The 19161-nt window shown below is 63.5% G+C and carries 15 protein-coding genes; 8 read left to right on the top strand and 7 right to left on the bottom strand.

Annotated features, from left to right (window positions below; translation table 11 throughout):
• Window positions 1-4 precede the first annotated feature (4 nt).
• The 4 genes from E8E68_RS09985 (at window position 5) to E8E68_RS09970 (ending at window position 2769) form a co-directional block, all read left to right on the top strand.
• Window positions 5-640, top strand: a complete 636-nt coding sequence (locus E8E68_RS09985; RefSeq protein ID WP_266032000.1) for a DUF4136 domain-containing protein — start codon at window positions 5-7, stop codon at window positions 638-640.
• 19 nt (window positions 641-659) lie between these two features.
• Window positions 660-1229, top strand: coding sequence for a DUF4136 domain-containing protein (locus tag E8E68_RS09980; protein ID WP_280340944.1), 570 nt, complete (start codon window positions 660-662; stop codon window positions 1227-1229).
• 173 nt (window positions 1230-1402) lie between these two features.
• Entirely contained in the window at window positions 1403-1873 is a 471-nt protein-coding gene (locus E8E68_RS09975) for an A24 family peptidase (protein ID WP_266032002.1), read from the top strand.
• A 119-nt stretch (window positions 1874-1992) separates the two neighbouring features.
• On the top strand, window positions 1993-2769 hold the full coding sequence (locus E8E68_RS09970; protein ID WP_266032003.1) for a response regulator transcription factor: 777 nt from the start codon (window positions 1993-1995) through the stop codon (window positions 2767-2769).
• Window positions 2770-2804: 35 nt separating this feature from the next.
• Here E8E68_RS09970 and E8E68_RS09965 read toward each other — a convergent pair whose 3' ends face one another.
• Window positions 2805-4457: a POTRA domain-containing protein gene (locus E8E68_RS09965; RefSeq protein ID WP_280340939.1), complete on the bottom strand. Its 1653-nt coding sequence runs from the start codon at window positions 4455-4457 to the stop codon at window positions 2805-2807.
• A 92-nt stretch (window positions 4458-4549) separates the two neighbouring features.
• A complete protein-coding gene (pbpC, locus tag E8E68_RS09960; RefSeq protein ID WP_280340936.1) occupies window positions 4550-6904 on the bottom strand; it encodes a peptidoglycan glycosyltransferase PbpC in 2355 nt (784 codons plus the stop codon).
• Window positions 6905-6981: 77 nt separating this feature from the next.
• Between pbpC and E8E68_RS09955 the strand changes: the two genes are divergently transcribed.
• Window positions 6982-7275, top strand: a complete 294-nt coding sequence (locus tag E8E68_RS09955; RefSeq protein ID WP_004577004.1) for a hypothetical protein — start codon at window positions 6982-6984, stop codon at window positions 7273-7275.
• Window positions 7276-7426: 151 nt separating this feature from the next.
• Here the strand turns inward: E8E68_RS09955 and E8E68_RS09950 are convergent, their stop codons facing one another.
• Window positions 7427-12328, bottom strand: coding sequence for an alpha-2-macroglobulin (locus E8E68_RS09950; protein WP_280340930.1), 4902 nt, complete (start codon window positions 12326-12328; stop codon window positions 7427-7429).
• A gap of 151 nt (window positions 12329-12479) precedes the next feature.
• On the opposite strand from E8E68_RS09950, the gene E8E68_RS09945 reads away from it, so the two are divergent.
• The 3 genes from E8E68_RS09945 (at window position 12480) to E8E68_RS09935 (ending at window position 14727) form a co-directional block, all read left to right on the top strand.
• On the top strand, window positions 12480-13835 hold the full coding sequence (locus tag E8E68_RS09945) for an MATE family efflux transporter (protein WP_266032007.1): 1356 nt from the start codon (window positions 12480-12482) through the stop codon (window positions 13833-13835).
• A 96-nt stretch (window positions 13836-13931) separates the two neighbouring features.
• Window positions 13932-14318 carry a polymorphic toxin type 44 domain-containing protein gene (locus E8E68_RS09940; RefSeq protein WP_172402827.1) on the top strand — a complete coding sequence of 129 codons (387 nt, stop codon included), beginning with the start codon at window positions 13932-13934 and terminating at the stop codon, window positions 14316-14318.
• Window positions 14296-14727 (top strand): hypothetical protein, encoded by a 432-nt coding sequence (locus tag E8E68_RS09935; RefSeq protein WP_266032009.1) that lies wholly within the window; start codon window positions 14296-14298, stop codon window positions 14725-14727. The genes E8E68_RS09940 and E8E68_RS09935 overlap by 23 nt, the downstream gene beginning before the upstream one ends.
• Window positions 14728-14762: 35 nt before the next feature.
• On the opposite strand, the gene speA is transcribed toward E8E68_RS09935, so the two are convergent.
• The 4 genes from speA to E8E68_RS09915 form a co-directional block, all read right to left on the bottom strand.
• Window positions 14763-16676, bottom strand: coding sequence for an arginine decarboxylase (speA, locus tag E8E68_RS09930; protein WP_110748506.1), 1914 nt, complete (start codon window positions 16674-16676; stop codon window positions 14763-14765).
• A 151-nt stretch (window positions 16677-16827) separates the two neighbouring features.
• Window positions 16828-17199 carry a translation initiation factor Sui1 gene (locus E8E68_RS09925; protein WP_103445820.1) on the bottom strand — a complete coding sequence of 124 codons (372 nt, stop codon included), beginning with the start codon at window positions 17197-17199 and terminating at the stop codon, window positions 16828-16830.
• A gap of 196 nt (window positions 17200-17395) precedes the next feature.
• The gene (locus E8E68_RS09920; RefSeq protein ID WP_110748510.1) at window positions 17396-17932 is read right to left on the bottom strand and encodes an NUDIX hydrolase; all 537 of its coding nucleotides are present in this window, start codon (window positions 17930-17932) and stop codon (window positions 17396-17398) included.
• A gap of 2 nt (window positions 17933-17934) precedes the next feature.
• Window positions 17935-19002 (bottom strand): DUF2333 family protein, encoded by a 1068-nt coding sequence (locus E8E68_RS09915; RefSeq protein ID WP_110748513.1) that lies wholly within the window; start codon window positions 19000-19002, stop codon window positions 17935-17937.
• Between the last annotated feature and the right edge of the window lie 159 nt (window positions 19003-19161).

Genomic DNA, 19161 nt, shown 5'->3' with positions numbered 1-19161 from the left:
ACACATGTCGTACCGCCTGTTGTACCTGGCCTTGCTGCCGTTTGCCCTGGCTGGCTGCCAGGGCAGCAACCCGTATGTGGCCAGCAGCCGCCCGCTACCACCCGCCCCTGCCCAGGCGGCCAACACGTTCGACGCCAGTGCCTACCCGGCACCTGCGCGTGACTACGGGCATTACCGCAGCTGGAGCTGGCGCAACGACCAATTGCCCACTGGCTCGGCCAACGCCGACCCCGCGCAGTTGGCCGATGCTGTCAGCGGCGTACTCGATCAGCATGGCCTGCGCCCCGCTCGCGGTGGCCCTGGCGACTTGCTGGTGAGCGCGGACATGCGCCTGGAGAAGCGCTTGCGCCAGGTGCGTGACTACGACACCTATGACCCCTATTACGGCCCCTACCCCTACGGAGGCGTTGGCTATGGCGGTTACCGCAACGGCTACGGCGCCTATGCCAGTGTGCCTGTCGTGCGGACCTACCAGGTGGAGGTAATGGTCGTGCGGATCGACCTGTACGACGCCCGCAGCGGCCAGCCGGTGTGGAGCGCCAGCGCCGAAAGCGGCAGCGACAAGGACTCGCCACGCGAACGCGAAAGTGCCTTGCGTGACTCTGTGCACAAGGCGCTCAGCGGCTATCCTCCCAGTTAATCGCTAACGGAGAACCACCATGTTGCGTCGTCTCGTTCTACTGTCATTCGCGTTAATGCTCGCTGCCTGCTCCAGCAATAACGTCCAGCAGGATTTCGACGCCAGCCGCGATTTTGCCGCCTACCGCAGCTGGGGATGGCAGGAACCGGGCCTGCAGTACCGCCCGGACGACCCGCGGATCAAGAGCGACCTCACCGAGCAACGTATTCGCCAGGCGGTTGCCGACCAGCTCGACCAGCGCGGCCTGCGCCCGGTCCAAGGCGGCGCGCGGCCTGACCTCAGCGTCCGTACGTACCTGATCGTCGAACAGCGCCAGCAACAGATCACCACCAACTATGGCGGTGGCTGGGGTGGATATTGGGGCGGCTACTGGGGTGGCCCGATGTATAACGAAACCCGCAGCGTCGACTACAAGGTCGCCACTATCCAGATTGACATGTTCGACGGGCGCGACGGCAAGCTGGTGTGGCGCGGCAGTGCCGAGCAAATCATGAACAACTACCCGCCAAGCCCTGAAGAGCGTAACAGCGCCATTCGCAACACCGTGGCCAAGGTGCTGGGCAACTATCCGCCGGGGAGCAAGAAATAGCCAAGAAATCTGGGGCCGCCTCGCGGCCCCAGTGTCAGGAACGACAAAATCCATTTCTAGCACGCCTTTTTGCCCCTCCCGCCGCACTCCCCCGCGCGTTCCCGTCTATCTTCAGTTAAGGAAACCTGACTGACCGGGTAGAAGTGTTCAACTTTGGGAAAGGCGACCTGCCGATGCAAAGCATTGTTCTCCTGCTGTGGCTTGCCTTGTGCTCCGAACAGGATGTGCGTCAACGCCAGATCTCCAACATGCTGACCATGGGCGTGGCCACCTGCGCCCTGGTCTGGCTGTTCGCCACCGGTCGTAGCTGGATTGGCGCCGATGCCAGCGATGCCGGCTGGGCGCTGGCCATCGTCATGCTGCTGACCCTGCCCGGCTACATGCTCGGCCGCTTTGGTGCCGACGACGTCAAGCTGATGGGCGCCCTGGCCCTGGCCACTAGCCCGCAATACGTGCTTGGCACGTTCATCGGTGCCGGGGTCAGTGTGCTGGTGTGGCTGCTGGCCCGCCGACGCCTGTGGCTACTGCTGAACCCCAAGGTAAAGAAGCGTTTGCAGGCCCTGACCGAGGAAATGGGCGACAAGCAGGCGTTCGTCCCCTATGTACTGACGGGCTTTCTTCTGACAGCCGTATGGATCCAATGAGCCCTCCTGCTGTCGTATTCCTTGTACATACCTTGTACAGAATCGCCGCATGCGACTACCTTTAAACTGCCAGAGCGTCTAGCCCGGGAGCAGGGCCGCATTCGAACAGGGAGTTGATCGTGTCCAGACCAGTGAGTGAAGTGAAGGTGTTAGTGGTCGATGACCAGGCGGTCATTGTCGAACAACTATGTGAATTCCTCGAAACCAAGGGCTACGCCTGCGTATCCGCCCACTCCACTGACGAAGCCATCGAGCGCTACGTGGCAGACCCGGCCATTGGTCTGATCATCTGTGACCTGCATATGCCAGAACGGGATGGCATCGAGTTGGTACGTGCCTTGAAGGTGATCGACGGCAGCCAGCGCATGTTCGAAGCCATCATGTTGACCGGGCGCGCCGAGAAACAGGACGTGATCCGCGCGCTTCGCGAGGGCTTTGCCGACTACTACCAGAAACCGATGGACCTTGCGGAGTTGCTTGAAGGCGTACGCCGGCAGGAAGAGGCATTGCTGGAACGCCAGCGCAACTTCCGTGACCTGGGGGGGCTTAACCAGCGCTTGCAGGAGCTGGCTGAATCAGTGGACGAGCTGTACCAGGACCTGGAAAAAGCCCGGGGCCAGGGTACTCATCGGCGAGCTTCAGACGTCGAAGAGAGTGAAAGCGAACTGCCGGCGGCATTCGAGAAGCTGTCGCCCCGACAGCTGGAAGTGGCGCGCCTGGTGAGCAAGGGCAAGACCAATTACCAGATCGCCTGTGAACTGGGCATTACCGAAAATACCGTGAAGTTGTATGTGTCGCAGGTGTTGCGGTTGACGCATATGCATAACCGGACCCAGTTGGCGCTGGCGCTGACACCCAGCACCTCGCCGTTGCATCAGCGCTTTACCACTCACTGAAAGATGCCAGGGCTGCCAGGCAGCCCATCGCCCCCCTACATCCCAACAGCAATACTGAGGGTCAGCCTTGGCCCACGGTCAGGACTGTCCAAGGCCACATCCGCCAGCGGCTTGGCCAGCTCCAGCGCCACATTGAACATGCGCCCATCCCCCAAGCGCACACCGAGCGCTGCCGACGCCAGGTGGGCATCCTTCACCGGCCCGCGGTTATGCCAGGCTTGCGCCGTATCCACTACCGCATAGGGCTGCACCAGCGCCAGCCGGCCACCACGCCGGGTGTAGTTCACCTCGTAAGCCACACCCCAACCTTTGTCCCCGTCCGCTTGGTCACCCGGGTAGCCACGCCCGAAATTCTGCCCGCCAAACCCGGCCCGCTCACTGTCAGGCAAGCGATCATCACTCCAGTACAACGCCCCAGATGCCACCCCCTGCCAATTATCGAGCAGCGTGTCGCTCTGCAAGCCAGCAAGCCGCAGCCGCAAGAAATCCATGTCATAGTCGGCATCGCTGCGCGCCCCCAGGTAATCCACGCCCTGAAACACCCCGGCATTGACGATACGCAAACGCCCCTGTTCCAACCTGCGCCACTCACCTTCGAACGCCAGCGCGCGCACGTAAGTGTCGTACTCTCGACTCGCCGGGTGATCTTCATCGTGCTCGCTGACCGAATACAAGTGCCCTTGTACCGCCAGCCACTCGTCGGGCCTTGCGATCACCGGCTGGCGCAGGCCGATGGCATAGCGCTCGCTGTCGCGCTTGCGAGTGATGTCACTGCCATCATCCAAGCGGATGCGTGTGCCGGGCTCGCTCTGGTAGCGCGAGGCCGACAGCAACAGTTGGCTACCGGCAGCGTCGAGGTACTGGCTGTAATCCAGGCGCTGGTAATGAACCTGGTCGTCCCCAGGGGGCACCAGCACGCTGGCCGCAAGTTGTTCAGCATGGCGGGTCTGTGCATTGCTTGTGACCGTTATTAACGCCTGTGCAGCGTCACGGCTGGAGTCAGTCATGCTCACGGCGGCGCTGAACGGTTTACGCCGCGCCTGCAGGGTAAGCTGGGCGGCGCCATCAGCGGCCTGCGCCATGGCCACTTCGGCATCCACCGTAACACCTGGCACACGCGCAGCCAGGCCAAGGTAGTGCTGCAGCGTATCCCAGGTCAGTGGCCGCTCAACCTCAAGGCGTGCCAGTAACTGCTCCAGGTACTCGCTGGCAGGGCCGAGATCGCCGTCCACCCGGTACTCACTGATATAACCTTCGACCAACACCACGTTGACCCGGCCGTCGGCCACGTCCTGGGGCGGAAGGTACGCATACGACAGCAGGTAGCCCGCCTGCCGGTAGCGTTGGCTGAGGCGCTCGGTGTATTGACGCAGCTCACCCAGCGTGGTCTGGTGCCCGATCAGGGGTTGGTAGTGCTCGCGCAGCTCACTCAGGGGGAATACCGTACCGCCCTCGAAGCGTACTTTCTGCAGCACCAGCCGGGTCTCGTCGGGCAACCCGACAGAAACGCCGCGACTCCCACCGCTCAACCGCAGGTTGGGACTGAGTGGGCGATAGGCGTCTACAGGCAAGTTGGCGCCGGGCAGGCGCCGTTCGTATTCGTGGCCGTCGAGAACGCCCGGCAACGGCCCGGCCTGGGCCGCAAGCGCCCAGGGCAGCAACAGAAGGGGCACGGCCAGACGACGCATAGGGCGCTCCATGTTCCCATGGGTTGCGGGGCAACAGCCGGCCACACCCGTCCCTTGCAAGCGTAGGTGCTTGCCGGGCCGCCGTCTAACGCCTACTCGCTGACCTGGAACGCAACCCGCGCCGTCTCGCCGCTTTCGTCCAGCGCGCTGAGTTCGGCCTGGCCGACCTGCGGCAAACGCAACAGCAGGCTGTCCTGCCCTTGGGTTTCGCCCAGCGGCTGCCCATTGAGGAACCACCAGCGTCGGCCGCCGCCGCCCAAGGCCGACACATGCAATTGCAAAGGCTCGCGGCTGGTGGCCGGCCGACGCAAATTGTCGCCTGGGCGCACGCCGACGATCGACAGCGGTGGCGCGCTGGCCAGCACCTGCGGGGGGCAGGCCGGGTCAATGGCCGGCAGGCGCGCTGCGCGCCGCTCGACGCGGGGCAGCCAAGGCTCCAGCGGTGCGGGCCACAGGGCTATCTCGCGCTCCTTGGCACCTGGGCAGCTGCCATCCACGCGCAGCCCCCGGTCGTTGACCCATGCACGTTCGCGCAGCCCCAGCCCCAATGGCTGGTCGGCAGCCTGCAAGGTTGGGGGCGTGGTACCGTCCAGGGTCCAGGCAAAGCGCTGGCGCCGACAATTTGGGTCCTGCTTGTTCATTGGCTGGCCCAACGGCCAACAGACCGCCGCCACGCCGACGTTTGCCGGCACCCGCTCCACCGGCACGCTGATACCACGCTGGCTGTCGCGGTTGCTCAACAGGTCGTGTACCTGCAGCATCAGCGGTGCAGCCGAGGCCAGGCCGAACTGCCCGGGCACCGGGGTGCCGTCGGGGCGGCCAATCCATACGCCGATCAGATAGCGAGGGCCTACGCCAATCGACCAGGCGTCCCGAAAGCCATAGCTGGTACCGGTCTTCCAGGCCAATTGCGGCCGCTGCACCAGCTCGGCATGCGGGTCGCGGTCGGGGCGCGCCTGGCCACTGAGGATGCGGCGGATGATCCACGCCGCACCTGGCGACAACAGGCGCCGCTCAATCAGCGGATCCTGCGGCTGCAAGCGCACCTGTGCGCTGCTGCCGCTCCGTGCCAGTGCCGCGTAGCCGCCGACCAGGTCTTCCAGACGGCTGCCGGCTCCGCCGAGGATCAGCGACAGGTTGGGCTCGGCCAAGGGCGGCAGTATCAGCGGCATACCCGCCATGCGCAGCTGCGCGGCAAAGCGTTTCGGGCCATAGGCCTCCAGCAGCTGCACCGCCGGCAAGTTGAGCGACAGGGCCAGCGCCGAACTGGCCGACACCGGCCCGCTGAAACCCATGGAGAAGTTGCCAGGGCGATAGTCGCCATAGCGTCGTGGAACATCCTGCAACAGCGATTCGGAATGGATCAGACCATCGTCCAGCGCCATGCCGTAAAGAAACGGCTTGAGGGTGGAGCCGGGCGAACGTAACGAGCGCACCATGTCGACATGGCCAAAGCGGCGCTCATCAGACAAATCGATCGAGCCCAGGTACGCCCGCACCGCCATGCTCTGCGCTTCGACCACCAGAATGGCGGCCGAGGTACGCTCCGGCAGCCGTGCGCGCCAGCCCAGCAGCAAGTCTTCGAGGCGCCGCTGAAGCGCAGCGTCAAGCGTGGTACGGATCAGCGGCGGGCTGTCAGCGCTGTTCAGGCGCCGGGCCAACAATGGCGCCAGGGCCGGTTCCTGGCGTGGCGCCAATACCAGCGGCTCCTCGGCCGCCTCGCGAATTTGCTGGGCCGGCCATACCTGGTATTCAGCCAGGCGCTGCAGCACCTTGTCCCGGGCACGCTGGGCACGCTCGGGGTGGCGGTCCGGGCGCAGCCGGCTGGGTGCCTGGGGCAGCACGGCCAGCAGGGCCGCTTCGGCAGGTGTCAGGTGCAGGGGAGACTTGCCCAGGTACGCCCAGCTGGCTGCCGCCACGCCCTGAAGCGTGCCGCCGAAAGGTGCGCGGTCCAGGTAGATTTGCAGGATCTCGCGCTTGGACAAATGCCATTCCAGCTGCGCCGTGCGCCACAACTGGCGCAATTTGCCGGCCAGGGTGCGGTCATGTGGATCGAGCAGACGGGCTACCTGCATCGACAGCGTGCTACCGCCCGACACCACACGCCCGCCGCGCAGGTTCAGCCAGGCCGCGCGGACCAGTGCCAGCGGGTTCACCCCTGGGTGGTTGTAGAACCAACGGTCCTCATAAGTCAGCAACGCCTGCAGGTAAAGCGGCGAAACCTCTTCAGGGCTTACGGGGTAGCGCCACACGCCATCAGCATCGGCAAAGCGCCACAGGGGCGTGCCGTCTTCGGCCAGCACTACCCGGGCCAGGTCATCACCCGGCAGCGGCAGCGGCCAGACACGATCAGCCAGCCAGAACAGGCTGCCGAGCACCAGCAGACTGATCAGCGTGGCACGCAACAACCTGCCCGCACGGCACCGTGGTCGCGCTAAGCTTGGCATCGGGAACCGACCAGGCCAGGTAATGGCCAAAGGCTTTGGGACGACAACCTCGCCGATTTTTTCATCAGGAAGCAACTATGCATGTAGAAGGTTTTTTCGAGTGGCTGGGCCAGGCACTGGGGTCGTTGATCCGCTTCATCGTCGACGCATTGAGCGGGCTGTTCAACCTGCTGGCCAATGCCGGTGGCAACTTCATCGACGGCCTATCGCGCACCTTGGGCATGGACACCTCGCTGCTGAGCATCCTGGCCCTGATCATCGGCCTGATGCTGCTGTACTCGGCAATCCGCGCATTCATGCGCGCCTCGATCATCCTCGGCATCATCTGGCTGGTGCTGGGGCTGTGGGTGATGAGCTGGGTGATCCACTGATCTGCGCGGTCATTGTGGGAGCGGCCTTGCGTCGCGATAGGGCCGCACAGCGGCCCCGACAATTCAAGCGGCGAAGCTGAAACCCTGGGGCTGCTGTGCCGCCCTGTCGCTACGCAAGGCCGATCCCACAGTGTCCGCATAGAGCGGGCCTCTAGCGGGCCTTTACGGTCATCTCCCCTTGCCCATCCCCCACGGCCTGCAGGTTCGGCCGGTACATCGACTCGACCTGCGGCGGCGGCACGCGGTAGGTGCCCGGGGTCACTGCTCGCGCCAGGTACAGCAGGTGGGTGGTGCCATAGCCGTCAAGCTTGAGCGCGGCAACATAACGGTCATCACGGTACTCCTGATGCACCACGCTGGCATTCTGCATCGACTCGCGCCACTCCTTCACCGCACTGCTGGCGTTGCTCAGGCTGGCTGCACTCTGCGCCAGGTTCTGGTTTTCCAGCTCCAGGCCGGCCGGCAGCAAGTCCACCACCAACGCATCCGGCACACGGTCATCGGCCTTGAGCGCAAGGTGTACCAGCACCAGGTCGCCACTGCGCAGGTTGTGCAGGTCCAGCGGCTGACCATTCATGCCCAGGTATTCGCGACGAATCTGCATGCCATTGCCGGCTGCCGCAGGTGCCTGGCGCGGGTAACCGGACAAGGTCAGCTGCTGATAGAGCGTCTCGCTGCCTTGGTTCTGGACGCTCAGCGGTGAAGCCAGCAACGGGCCCTCAAGCTTCATGCCCGCCTCGGCGTTATTGAGCTCGCGCACTTCGCCAGCACTGTCCAGGCGCGCCTGCCACTTGCCTTCTGGCTTGCCCAGCAGGCCACGGCCGGCGAGGAACAGGGCGTTACGCTCCTGGGTCGACAGCCAGCGATTGGCCGCCAGCTCATCCGACAAGGCGAACAAGCGCTGGTCGACTTGGCTGCTGGCCAGGTTGCTTTCCTGCAGCAGCGCCAGGATCAGCGCCTGGTCACGCAGGGCACTGCCATAGTCAGCCATCCAGCCTTTGCCACGGCTGATGCCCAGGCCCGCCTGCAAGGCTTGCTCGGCACGCGGTTTGTCGCCCATCTTGTCCAGCGCCACCGCCAGTTGCACCAATGGCAGGCCGGAGCGGGCATCGGCGCGGCGGTCGAACAGACCACGCAAGGCCCCAAGCGGCGCCTGCTGGCTGCGCGACAGCACCAACGCCGCATAGGCTTGCACGGCAAAGCGGGTGTGATCGGCATTGTCGCTGTAGTCGACTTCGATCAGGTTGCGCTCCTGCAGGTAGCGCAGCAGGCGCTCACTGGCACTCTTCAATGCGTCGGCCGGCACGCCATAACCCTGGTCACGGGCACGCAACAGGAAGTCGGTGACGTAGGCGGTCAGCCAGAACTCTTCTTCACTGTCCGAACTCCACAGGCCAAAGCTGCCGTTGTAGCGTTGCATGCCCAGCAGGTGTTCGATACCCATTTCGATCTTGCGCTTGCGCACATCCGCCGGCTCGCCCTTGATGCCCAGGCGCTTGAGGCTGTCGGCATCGGCATACAACGACGGATAAAGGCCACTGGTGGTTTGCTCCAGGCAACCGTAAGGGTAAGCCTCCAACGCACGGATCTGCTCGGCCAGGTTCAACGGTGGCCGGCTCGACAACGCCAGGCTGGCTTCCAGGCCAGCAGGTTCGAAGGCTGCCAGGTCTGCGTCGGGCAGTGTCCATGGCTGGTCCTTCAAGGCCACGCGGTAGTGCTTGAGCATGGCCGGGTAGGCCGGGCGCACGCCCAGCGTCCACTCGCGCTCGAACGCAGGGGTCGGCTCGTCGGGCAACACCAGGCCGCTGACACGCACGTGCACCTTGCCCTGCCCCAGTCCCCCCTGGGCCTGCACCGGAATCATCAGCGTCGAGCGCTGGCCTTCAGCCAGGGCAACGTTCTGCACAGCGCCGGCAGCCAGGCTCAATTGCCCTTCGGTGGTGACTTCAACGTTCAGTTGCTGGGCGCGGCCCGACAGGTTGGCCAGGTCCAGTGCCAGGCTGGTGCGGTCGCCACCGGCCAGGAAGCGCGGCGCCGAGAGCTCGGCAATCAGCGGCGCGGCGACCACCGTCTTGCCTTCGGCCATGCCGAAGTGCTCCTCGGTCCAGGCCTGGGCCATCAACCGCAGCTCGCCGTTGAAGTCAGGGATGTCGACCGTGGCCTGGCCTTCCCCCTTGTCATCCAGGGTAACCGGCAAGCTCTGCTGGGCGACGATGGTCACCGTGGTGTTGGGCCGTTTGCCCCCCTTGGCCATCGCTGCGTCACCGCCGAACGCCAGGCTGGCCAGGCGGCCCTGCCCTGCTTCGATCAGCTGGCCGTAGATGTCCAGCTGGTCAGCACCGTAAGCCTTGCGCCCGAACAGGCTGGTGAACGGATCGGGGGTTTTGAAATCGGTGATGTTGAGGATGCCCACGTCCACCGCCGAGAACAGCACATGCACCTGTTTGGGCACGCTGCCATCGGCATTGGCGGCTTTCACCTTCACGGTCAAAGGCTGTTTGGGGCGCATTTTATCGGGTGCTTGCAGGCTCACGGCCAGCTTGCGGTCGCTGCGATCCAGCGGCAGGTGCAGTACCCCTACCGACCGCTTGGGCGTGGCATTGGCCTTGCGTTCACCGGGGCGGATCACCAGTGCGCTGATGTACAGGTCGTGGCGAGCCCAGGCCTTGTCCAGCTGCACATCGAAGCTCTTACCCTCGGCAGGCACGTCGATCTCCTGCCACCACAGCGGGCCCTCGCTGGACTCGATCATCAGGTAGCCGCTGCCAGCGGCCGGCGGGGTGACGGTCACCTTGGCCGTGGCGCCGTCGGCGTAGGATGGCTTGTCCAGCGCCAGCTTGACCTGGTCCGGGCGCACCGCACCACCTTCGGCATTGTCCTGGGCGCGGTAGCCGGCCCAGAAGCGCTGGCTGGACACCAGGCCGGTCTGCGGGTCTTCCACCTCGACGCGGTAAGGGCCCCACTCGACCTGGAAGCTCAGCTTGGCCGTGGACCCGGCCTTGACGCTGACGGTTTCCTCGCTTTGGGTCAGGAACTTCTCGTTGTAGGCGTAGCTCCAGCCATCGCTCTGCGAGTAGTTCCAGTAGTAGTCACGGCGCTCGCGCACCAGCCGTACCTTGAGGTCGTTGGCCGCCAGCTTGTTGCCGTCACGGTCGGCCACCAGGAACTCGAATTCCACCGGCCCGTCACTGTCGGTTTCCTCGCCATCGAACAGGCCACGCAGGCCAGGCAGGCGCTCGGCGGGCCAGATCGGCTGCTCCAGCCGGCGGGTGATCGGCCGGCCGCCGGACTCCTGCAAGCTGGCCTGCACGGTCAGTTGCAACGGCGAACGGACCTCGGCCCAACGGCTTTCGATATCGACCACTGCCTTGCCGGCCTGGTCGAGGGTGACTTCGTCCAGTTCCAGGTCCTGATTCAGTTCGGTTTCGGTAACCGAGCCAAACTGGTAGCCCGGCAACGCCGCTACGGCCTCACGCAGCGGGCGCACATAAGCCTGGCCACTCAGGCGGTTGCCCGCAGCCGGGGCACCGTACAAGTACCGGCCATTGACCTGGATACGGGCATTCTCATCCGGCGACAGGGGCTTGCTACTGCCCTTGAGTTCCAGCGCCAGGCGCTCTGGAAGGAAGTCTTCGACGAGGAACTCATAGACCTGCTTGCGCCCGCCGCCAAGGTCGAGCAAGAGCTGCCAGCGACCCGTCGGGGCTTCTGTGGCCAGCTGCAACTGGTACTGGAACAGGCCATTGGCGTCGGCTTCCCAGACGAACTTGCGGCTGACCTGCTCATCTGGGCGGCGCACTTCCACGTTCACTGGCTGGGCCTTGACGGGCTTGCCGTCCTGGTCGCGCAGCAGGCCGTTGAGCAGCACTGTCTCACCCGGGCGATACAGGTCGCGCGGGCCAAAGATGAAGAACTGAAGCGGGTTGGCCTGCGGCCCGGTGATGTCGAATTCGGCCAGGTCCAGTGCCGCGGTGTTCAGGCGCAGCAGGGTGGTGTGCACGCCCTGGGTGGCGATCAGGGTGTCGGCCTTGGGCGTGATCGGCAGTTGGGCGTGGCCCTTGCCATCGGTAGTGGCCTGGGCCAGCAGCTTGCCTTTGTCGTCATGGATTTCCAGGTTGACGCCGTTCATGGCCTTGCCGCCTTCCAGCGCCTGGGCGAACACGTCGAGCCGGTCGCGGTAGCGGTGCGCGGAAACACCAATGTCGCTGAGGGTGAACAGGGTTGCCGGCTGCGAGTAGTCGTAGGTGCCCGAGGCACGCATCACGGCCAGGTACACGCCAGGCTCCTGCAGCGGCTTGATGCCAGCGATCGGCAGCAGCACGGTCTCGCGGGTGTTGCGCGCCGGGTTGAGGTCAAAGCGGCCGCTATAGACCAGCTCGGCCATGTCCAGGGTTTCCTTGGACTGGTAGTAGTACAGGCTGCTGTTACGTCCCCAGCTGGCCAGGAAGCTCGAGAGCATGTCCGGCTTGACCCGGAAGAATTCGACATCGACTTTGTCGACATTCAGGGCGATCACCGGCAGGCCTTCGGCCAGGCGCGTGGGCAGCAGCGAGCCGCGGCTGGCAAAGCCGATGGTCGGCTGCATGTCGCGGGTTTCCAGGCGGGTGACCGATTCGCTGTCCAGTTGCTTGCCGTTGACCGCGAGCAGGCCCTTGTCGACGGTCAGCACCAGCTTGCGCTGGGGCTCCAGGTGGCGCAGGCGCAGCTCCATCTGGTTATCAGAGAGTTCCCAGGCGCCGTCCAGCTTGCCTTTGACCGTATCGACCAAGTGGACCTTGCTGGCCAAGTCCTGCTTGGCATCCAGCGGTGCGGAGAAACTGATCGACAGCGTTGCGGCGCCGTCCAGTTGCACTTCGGATACATCCAGCACTGTGAGCTCGCGCCCTTCGTAGCGCTTGGCGAGCACCGCCGGGTCTTCGCGTTTGGCAGCCGGGGTCTCGGCCGGTACAGTGGCCGCAGGCTTCTCGGCAGGCGCCGGTTTGTCCGGCGTTGAAGAGTCACAGGCACTGAGCAAAGCCAGCGCGCAGGCCAGCAACAATCCTTTGTTGAACATGGAGTAGGAACTCTTTGGCAGCGGGTACTTGAGGGCAGCAACTATAGCTGGCTGCGCGCATGTTCGCGCGATTTGGTTGCCTGGCCGTTACACTGTGGCCCATTGAGAAAAGCTGGGGGCGCTGCGCAGCCCCAGATCCCAAGGACGCCCAATGACCTCTTTGACCACCGACTGGCGCCATCGCCCCACCCACCACAAAGTCTGGGCGCTGGCCGCGCCGATGATCCTGTCCAACATCTCTGTGCCGTTGGTAGCGCTGGTCGACAGCACGGTCATCGGCCACCTCCCCCACGCCCACCAGTTGGGTGCCGTGGCGGTGGGCGCGACGCTATTCACTTTCATGGTCGGCCTGATGGGCTTCCTGCGCATGGGCTCCACCGGCTTCGCAGCCCAGGCCGCTGGCCGTGGGGACGGTGCGGCGTTGCGCCAGGTGCTGGTGCAGGGGCTGCTGCTGGCAGTCGGCTTTGCCTTGCTGATCGGCCTGCTGGCGATTCCCTTCAGCCAACTGGCGCTGCACGCGATGCAGCCAAGTGCCGCGCTGCAGCAATCCACCGAAGACTTTTTCCATACCCGCCTGCTAGGCCTGCCTGCCGCATTGGCCAGCTACGCGCTGGTCGGGTGGTTCCTCGGCACACAAAACGCCAGGGCACCGCTGGCGATTCTGCTGACCACAAACCTGCTGAACATCATCTTGAACCTGTGGTTTGTCCTCGGCCTGGACTGGGGCGTGCTCGGGTCGGCCCGGGCGTCGGTAATTGCCGAATGGAGTGCCGCCCTGCTCGGGCTGGCCCTGACCCGGCCGGCCCTGCGCGCTTACCCCGGGCAGATCGTGTGGCCGGTGCTCAAGCGTTGGCAGGCTTGGCGACCGTTGCTGTCAGTCAACCGCGATATTTTCCTGCGCAGCCTGGCGCTGCAGCTGGTGTTCTTGCTGATTACGGTGCAAGGCGCACGCCTGGGCGAAGCGACCGTGGCGGCCAACGCCCTGTTGCTCAATGGCCTGCTGCTGACGGCCTATGCGCTGGATGGGCTGGCACATGCGGTGGAGGCCTTGTGCGGCCATGCCATTGGTGCCCAAGACCGCGACACCTTGCGCCGCTCGCTGGTGGTTGCTTGTGGCTGGTCACTGATCACCAGCGTGGGGTTTGCCGGGGCGTTTCTCTTGGGTGGGCATCTGTTTATCGACGTGCAGACCAACATAGACAGTGTGCGGGCAGCGGCTTATCCGTACTTGCCGTACCTGGCGTTGCTGCCGTTGATTGCGGTGTGGAGTTACTTGCTGGACGGGCTGTTCATCGGCGCGACCCGGGCGCGGGAGATGCGCAATGCGATGCTGGTTTCGGTGTTGATCGCGCTGCCGGTGGCGGTGGCCATGAGTGGGTTTGGCAACCATGGGCTGTGGTTGGCGTTTCTTGGGTTCATGGGGTTGCGGGCGGTGACATTGGGGTGGGTTGGATGGAAACTAAAACTGGAGGGCAAGTGGGCCAGAGGCCCCGGAAACACAAGATGAAAGATATGCTCGATTGACTGCTTCCAAGCCTCTGGCCGATAAAGGCAGATCCCATGGAGGGGGCTCACACCAACGGCCTATGAGCAAGGAGCCATCATGTACCCTCCACCCGCGCCATCAGGTGTCTCAGTACTTAGCAACATGCACGCTGCAAGCAAAGAGCGTAACTACTTTAAAAATGGCGGCAGTGCTTTTCTAGTGTCGTGGTTCTATTCGAAGGTTCGTAATCGAGGCGAGTGGGACTACAAGCAACAGGGAAGGCAATATGAGGCTTTAGGTAATTTTAATTATGGTGCAACTGGAACTGCTGCTGGCCTTTCGGAGGAATTCCTGTTGAGGGGGGCGGGATGGGCACAAAGCCGCGCGGGGACCAGTAATTCAGCATTTGGATCATGGTGGGGCAGCTCCCCTTATGGCGACGACCCCGAGGATCAGGAATGGATAAAGAAAGGGATCGAATATGCCAAGTCATACGGGTATTAGATGGCTGATTGCTTGCCTGCTTCTGCTTATCCTCGGTCAAACCCTATGGATCTTCTCCAGAGATGCAAGGCCTGTGTTGACCAAGATTGTTTCTGAAACTCCAATTGGTAAGCAGAGTGCCATTTATGAGGTGCTCAGCGATGCTGGTGGGGCGACAGTGCCGCTGACCTACTTGTACTTTGTGGCTGAAAAACAACAGCACGATGATCTGGTCTTGAAGGGCCTTGAAAGGCTGACGCCTTTCCTGGTCACTCGACAATCGGGCGCCGTGCTGCACGTGGAGGGTTTGAAAATAACAGCGCGGACTGAGGAGCAGGTCTACAGCTATTCGAGTACCACTCTTCTCGAAGAGGGTGGCGCAGTATTGCCCATTACAATCGAACTCACCGCGACGGCTCACCGAGAGTGATAGTCAAAGGGGCCGCGCAACGGCCCCTTGGCATTTCAGGAGGAAAGGTAAGAAGACCGGGTCAAGCCCAGGCGCAAGGCATCCAGATACTGGGTTCGCTCACGCGCAGTGATCTTGGCGCTGGCGACCTTGTCGCGGTAATGCGTCATCAACTCCTCCGGCGACAGGTGCACGTAGCGCAGCATGTCTTCGATGGTGTCGTGGGTCTCGATACCGGCGTGGTACACGCTGCCGTCGGCGTTCTGGTAGATGTTCACCGAGTCGGTGTCACCAAACAGGTTGTGCATGTCGCCGAGGATCTCCTGGTAGGCGCCGACCAGGAACACACCCAGCAGGTAGTCCTCACCTTCCTTCACCGCATGCACCGGCATGCTGGTCTCGATGCTCTGCTCGTCGACATACTGGTTGATCTTGCCGTCCGAATCGCAGGTCAAGTCCTGCAGGACCGCACGACGCATCGGCTCTTCGTCCAGGCGGTGCAGCGGGATGATCGGCAGCACCTGGCCGATGGCCCAGGTGTCCGGCAGGCTCTGGAATACCGAGAAGTTGCAGATGTACTTGTCGGCCAGCTTGTCGTTCAGCTCGTCCAGCACCTGGCGGTGCGAACGCTGGCGGGCTTTCAGCGAGTTGTGCAGGCGGCGGCAGACGGCAAAGTAGCACTGCTCGGCCAAGGCTTTCTCGCCCAGGCTGATCTTGCCATCGGCATACTGCGCAGCCACGTCACCCATGTAGTGGGTGGCACGCCAGTAGGTCTCGGTGACCATCTCGATATCGGTCGGGCCAAGCAGGTCGACCAGCCACTGTACGGTTTCGGGCAAGGCTTCCTTGTTTTCGATGGTCGGCACGTCGTCGTTGTGCTTCTCGACGTCGGTCACCTGGATCACCAGCATGGCGTGGTGCGCAGTCAGCGAACGGCCACTCTCCGAGAAGATGTGCGGGTGCGGCAGGCCCTGCGCGTCGCAGAACTCCTTGAGCATGCCCACCACCACACCGGCGTAGTCATCCATGTCGTAGTTGATCGAGCTGGCATTGCGCGAATGGGTACCGTCGTAATCCACGCCCAGGCCGCCACCGACGTCGATGTGGTCCACCGGCAGGCCCAGCGCACGCAGCTCGCCGTAGTAACGGATGGCTTCCTTGAAGCCGTGCTGGTAGTCGGCCAGGTTGGCAATCTGCGAGCCCATGTGGAAGTGCAGCAGGCGGATACCCTGATCCAGGCCCGCATCGCGGAAGCGCTGTACCACCGAAAGCAGCTGCGCAGCCGACAAACCGAACTTGGACTTCTCGCCACCGGTGTCGGCCCACTTGCTCGACGCCAGCGACGATAGGCGCACACGCAGGCCAACCTGCGGTTTCACCTTGAGCTCGGCAGCTTCCTCAATCACCAGAGCCACTTCCGACTCTTTCTCGATGACGATGAATACGTTGTGGCCGAGCTTCTGGCCCATCAGCGCCAGGCGGATGAACTCGCGGTCCTTGTAGCCGTTGCAGACGATGGTGCCGCCTTTCGGGGCCAATGCCAGCACCGCCAGCAACTCAGGCTTGGAGCCGGCTTCCAGGCCAATCGACACGTTTTGCGTGGCGATGATGTTCTCCACCACCGCTTCTTGCTGGTTGACCTTGATCGGGTACAGCGCGGTGTACTGGCTCTGGTACTCCAGGCGCGCGATGTTGGCGTCGAAGGCACCGGTCAGCTGGCGTACACGGTCCTGCAGAATGTCAGGGAAGCGCACCAGCAAGGGCAGCGACAAGCCGCTCTGGCGCAACTCGTCGACTTGTTCGTACAGGTCGATCGGTGCGCTGTCAGGGCCGTTGGGGCGCACTTCGACGCGCCCGGCTTCATTGATGGCGAAATAACCAGCGCCCCAATGGCGGATGCCATAAACACTGCGGCTGTCGGCCACGGTCCATTGGCTACCATCGTCTTTGCGTGTGCGTCGTACGGACATTCAAGTCCCCTATAGATAAGTCGAAGACACTGCCCCACAAGGAGGCGGGCGCAGTGTAAAAGCCAAAAATGACGATTCGTCCGTGCCAGGAATAGACCCCGACCACGGCAACGAGTTTAGAAAGCACTGGGCAAAAAAGCGCGCGGGCGAATCAGCCGCCAGACTTTTTCGCCTTGAAGCCCTGCTTGATCAGCTCGGCGATCAGCAGCTCGACATGGTCGCCCTGGATTTCGATGACCCCATCCTTGAGCGCACCGCCGGTACCACAGCGGCGCTTGAGGGTGGTGGCCAGCTCCTTGAGCTGGTCGAGCGCAAGCGGCACACCCGTGACAGTCGTCACGGTCTTGCCGCCGCGGCCTTTGCTTTCACGGCGCACACGGGCAATGCCATCGCCTTCGGGGATGACCTGCTGCTTGCAGGTGCAGGCATCCACCGGCTGGCCACAGTCGGGGCAATGCCGACCGGCGTCGGTGGAGTAAACGAGACCGCCAAGGGCGGCGAAGGAAGAAGCTTTCTTGGCCACTTTTGTTCCTCGGTGCAGAGGACAAAAACTGGTCGTGCCTTGGGGATGAGGCCGACCGCGAAGCCCCACTCTGGCAGGGGCGGCGCTACTGCTGCAAGACTTGCGGCAGCCCGAAAAGGGCGCGCAGTGTAACGATAAATGCGGCAATTGCTAAGTACAGGATTGCGGCATTTTGCGAATGTTTTGCGACTATGGGTTATCCCAGGCTTGCCTTGTAGCGCTGCAACGCCGCCAAAGAGTCCGGGCAATAGGGTTTTGTCAGGCTTTCGCTCTCAGCCAGCTCCAGGCTGACAAACCGCGCCTCGCTGACCTCTTCCGGCTGCAACCGCAAAGGCGCATCCGAAACCGCCGAATACACCGCACACCACAAGCGGTTATCCGGCTGATCAAAGTAGAACCGTTCATGAAAGCGCAGCTCTACGCCTTCAATCCCCAGCTCCTCAGCCAGCTCACGCGCCGCCGACTCGGTGTACGCCTCACCGGCCGAGACCATGCCGCCCGCCGCCACATCCCAGTACCCTGGGTACAACGCCTTGCTCAAGGTACGTCGGTGCACACACAGCTCGCCGGCACTGTTGAACAGCAGGATGAACGTGCAGCGGCCAATCAGGCCGCGCTCACGCAACTCGGCACGGGGCAAGGCGCCCAGTACCTGATCGGCTTCGTCTACCCAGGTGACCAGTTCACGGTCGGAAGCCGCCCGGTGGGCGGCCTCGTTCGGGCTGATCGCCATCATCAACCCTGCGAAAGCAGCTGGCGCAGGTCGATCACTGCCGCGTTGGCCCGGGAAATGTAGTTGGCCATGACCAACGAGTGGTTGGCCCACATGCCGAAGCCGCTGCCGTTCAGCACCATCGGGCTCCACAGTGGCTCTTGCGAGGCTTCCAGCTCACGGATGATCTGGCGCACGCTGACCGTGGCGTTTTTCTTCGCCAACACGTCGGCAAAGTCCACCTCGATGGCACGCAGCAGATGCGACAGCGCCCAGGCCTGGCCACGGGCTTCGTAGAACACGTTGTCGATCTGCAACCACGGCGTTTCCACCACCTCCTCGTCCACCTGCGGCGCCTGGCCGGCAACCACCGACTCGGTCTTCAGCGTGGTGTTGAGCTTGACCCGGCCAACGCTGGCCGAAAGGCGCTGCGACAGCGAACCCAGGCGGGTGGCGACGTCACCCAGCCAGTTGTTCAGGTTGTCGGCACGGGTGTAGAAGATCGCGCCCTTGTCGCCGGCCGCCAGACGGGTCTGGTAGCGGGTCAGCGACTTGATGCCCTCTTCGAACTCCGACTCGCTCGATGGCAGGATCCAGCTCTTGTTGTCGAAGTTGAAGCGCGGCTCGGCCTTGGCCAGGTCGGCGTCTTCGGTAGACTGCGACTGCGAACGGGCGAAGTCCTTGCGCAAGGCGCGGGACAGGTCACGCACCTGCACCAGCACCCCATATTCCCAGCTCGGCATGTTGTCCATCCACAAGCCTGGCGGGAAGCGGTCGTTGGAGATGTAGCCACCCGGCTTGTTCAACAGGGTACCGGCCACGGTCTTGAGGGTTTCGATGGTGGTATAGCCGACCACCATCTGCTGGCCGCCGTGCTCGGCGGCGGCCTGGGCATTCTGCTGGACCGGGAACAGCGCAGGCTCCTGGCTCCAGTACCAGCCAAGGCCGATGCACACCAGCAAGTACAACCCGATCAGGGTCCCCAGGGCACGGCTCCAAAGGCCGCCAAGGTAGCTACGGGCGGCAGCGCCGCGGCCGTCGACACGCTCGCGGGGCTCGGCTTTGGCCTCGCGGTTTTTCCAGTCCAGCATGGCTTTGTCCTTAATCAGTCACGACGGTTCAGAGGCTTGGACCACAGGCCTGCGCCAGGGTGCCACGGCAAGCCCGTGTGGCTGCACTATAAAGCAGACACTGCCTTACGCATAAGCGACCAATCAGTCAGCAACTGAATATTCGTTCAGAACGCTTTG

Source organism: Pseudomonas sp. BN607 (genome assembly GCF_029871175.1).
Lineage (GTDB): Bacteria > Pseudomonadota > Gammaproteobacteria > Pseudomonadales > Pseudomonadaceae > Aquipseudomonas.
This window is presented reverse-complemented; position numbering and strand designations above follow the sequence as displayed.

Coding starts and splice junctions, on each gene's coding strand:
- E8E68_RS09915 (WP_110748513.1), bottom strand. CDS start 19,002: ATGCTGGACTGGAAAAACCGCGAGGCCAAAGCCGAGCCCCGCGAGCGT.
- pbpC (WP_280340936.1), bottom strand. CDS start 6,904: ATGCCAAGCTTAGCGCGACCACGGTGCCGTGCGGGCAGGTTGTTGCGT.
- E8E68_RS09985 (WP_266032000.1), top strand. CDS start 5: ATGTCGTACCGCCTGTTGTACCTGGCCTTGCTGCCGTTTGCCCTGGCT.
- E8E68_RS09945 (WP_266032007.1), top strand. CDS start 12,480: ATGACCTCTTTGACCACCGACTGGCGCCATCGCCCCACCCACCACAAA.
- E8E68_RS09965 (WP_280340939.1), bottom strand. CDS start 4,457: ATGCGTCGTCTGGCCGTGCCCCTTCTGTTGCTGCCCTGGGCGCTTGCG.
- E8E68_RS09920 (WP_110748510.1), bottom strand. CDS start 17,932: ATGGCGATCAGCCCGAACGAGGCCGCCCACCGGGCGGCTTCCGACCGT.
- E8E68_RS09940 (WP_172402827.1), top strand. CDS start 13,932: ATGTACCCTCCACCCGCGCCATCAGGTGTCTCAGTACTTAGCAACATG.
- E8E68_RS09935 (WP_266032009.1), top strand. CDS start 14,296: ATGCCAAGTCATACGGGTATTAGATGGCTGATTGCTTGCCTGCTTCTG.
- E8E68_RS09975 (WP_266032002.1), top strand. CDS start 1,403: ATGCAAAGCATTGTTCTCCTGCTGTGGCTTGCCTTGTGCTCCGAACAG.
- E8E68_RS09955 (WP_004577004.1), top strand. CDS start 6,982: ATGCATGTAGAAGGTTTTTTCGAGTGGCTGGGCCAGGCACTGGGGTCG.
- E8E68_RS09980 (WP_280340944.1), top strand. CDS start 660: ATGTTGCGTCGTCTCGTTCTACTGTCATTCGCGTTAATGCTCGCTGCC.
- speA (WP_110748506.1), bottom strand. CDS start 16,676: ATGTCCGTACGACGCACACGCAAAGACGATGGTAGCCAATGGACCGTG.
- E8E68_RS09950 (WP_280340930.1), bottom strand. CDS start 12,328: ATGTTCAACAAAGGATTGTTGCTGGCCTGCGCGCTGGCTTTGCTCAGT.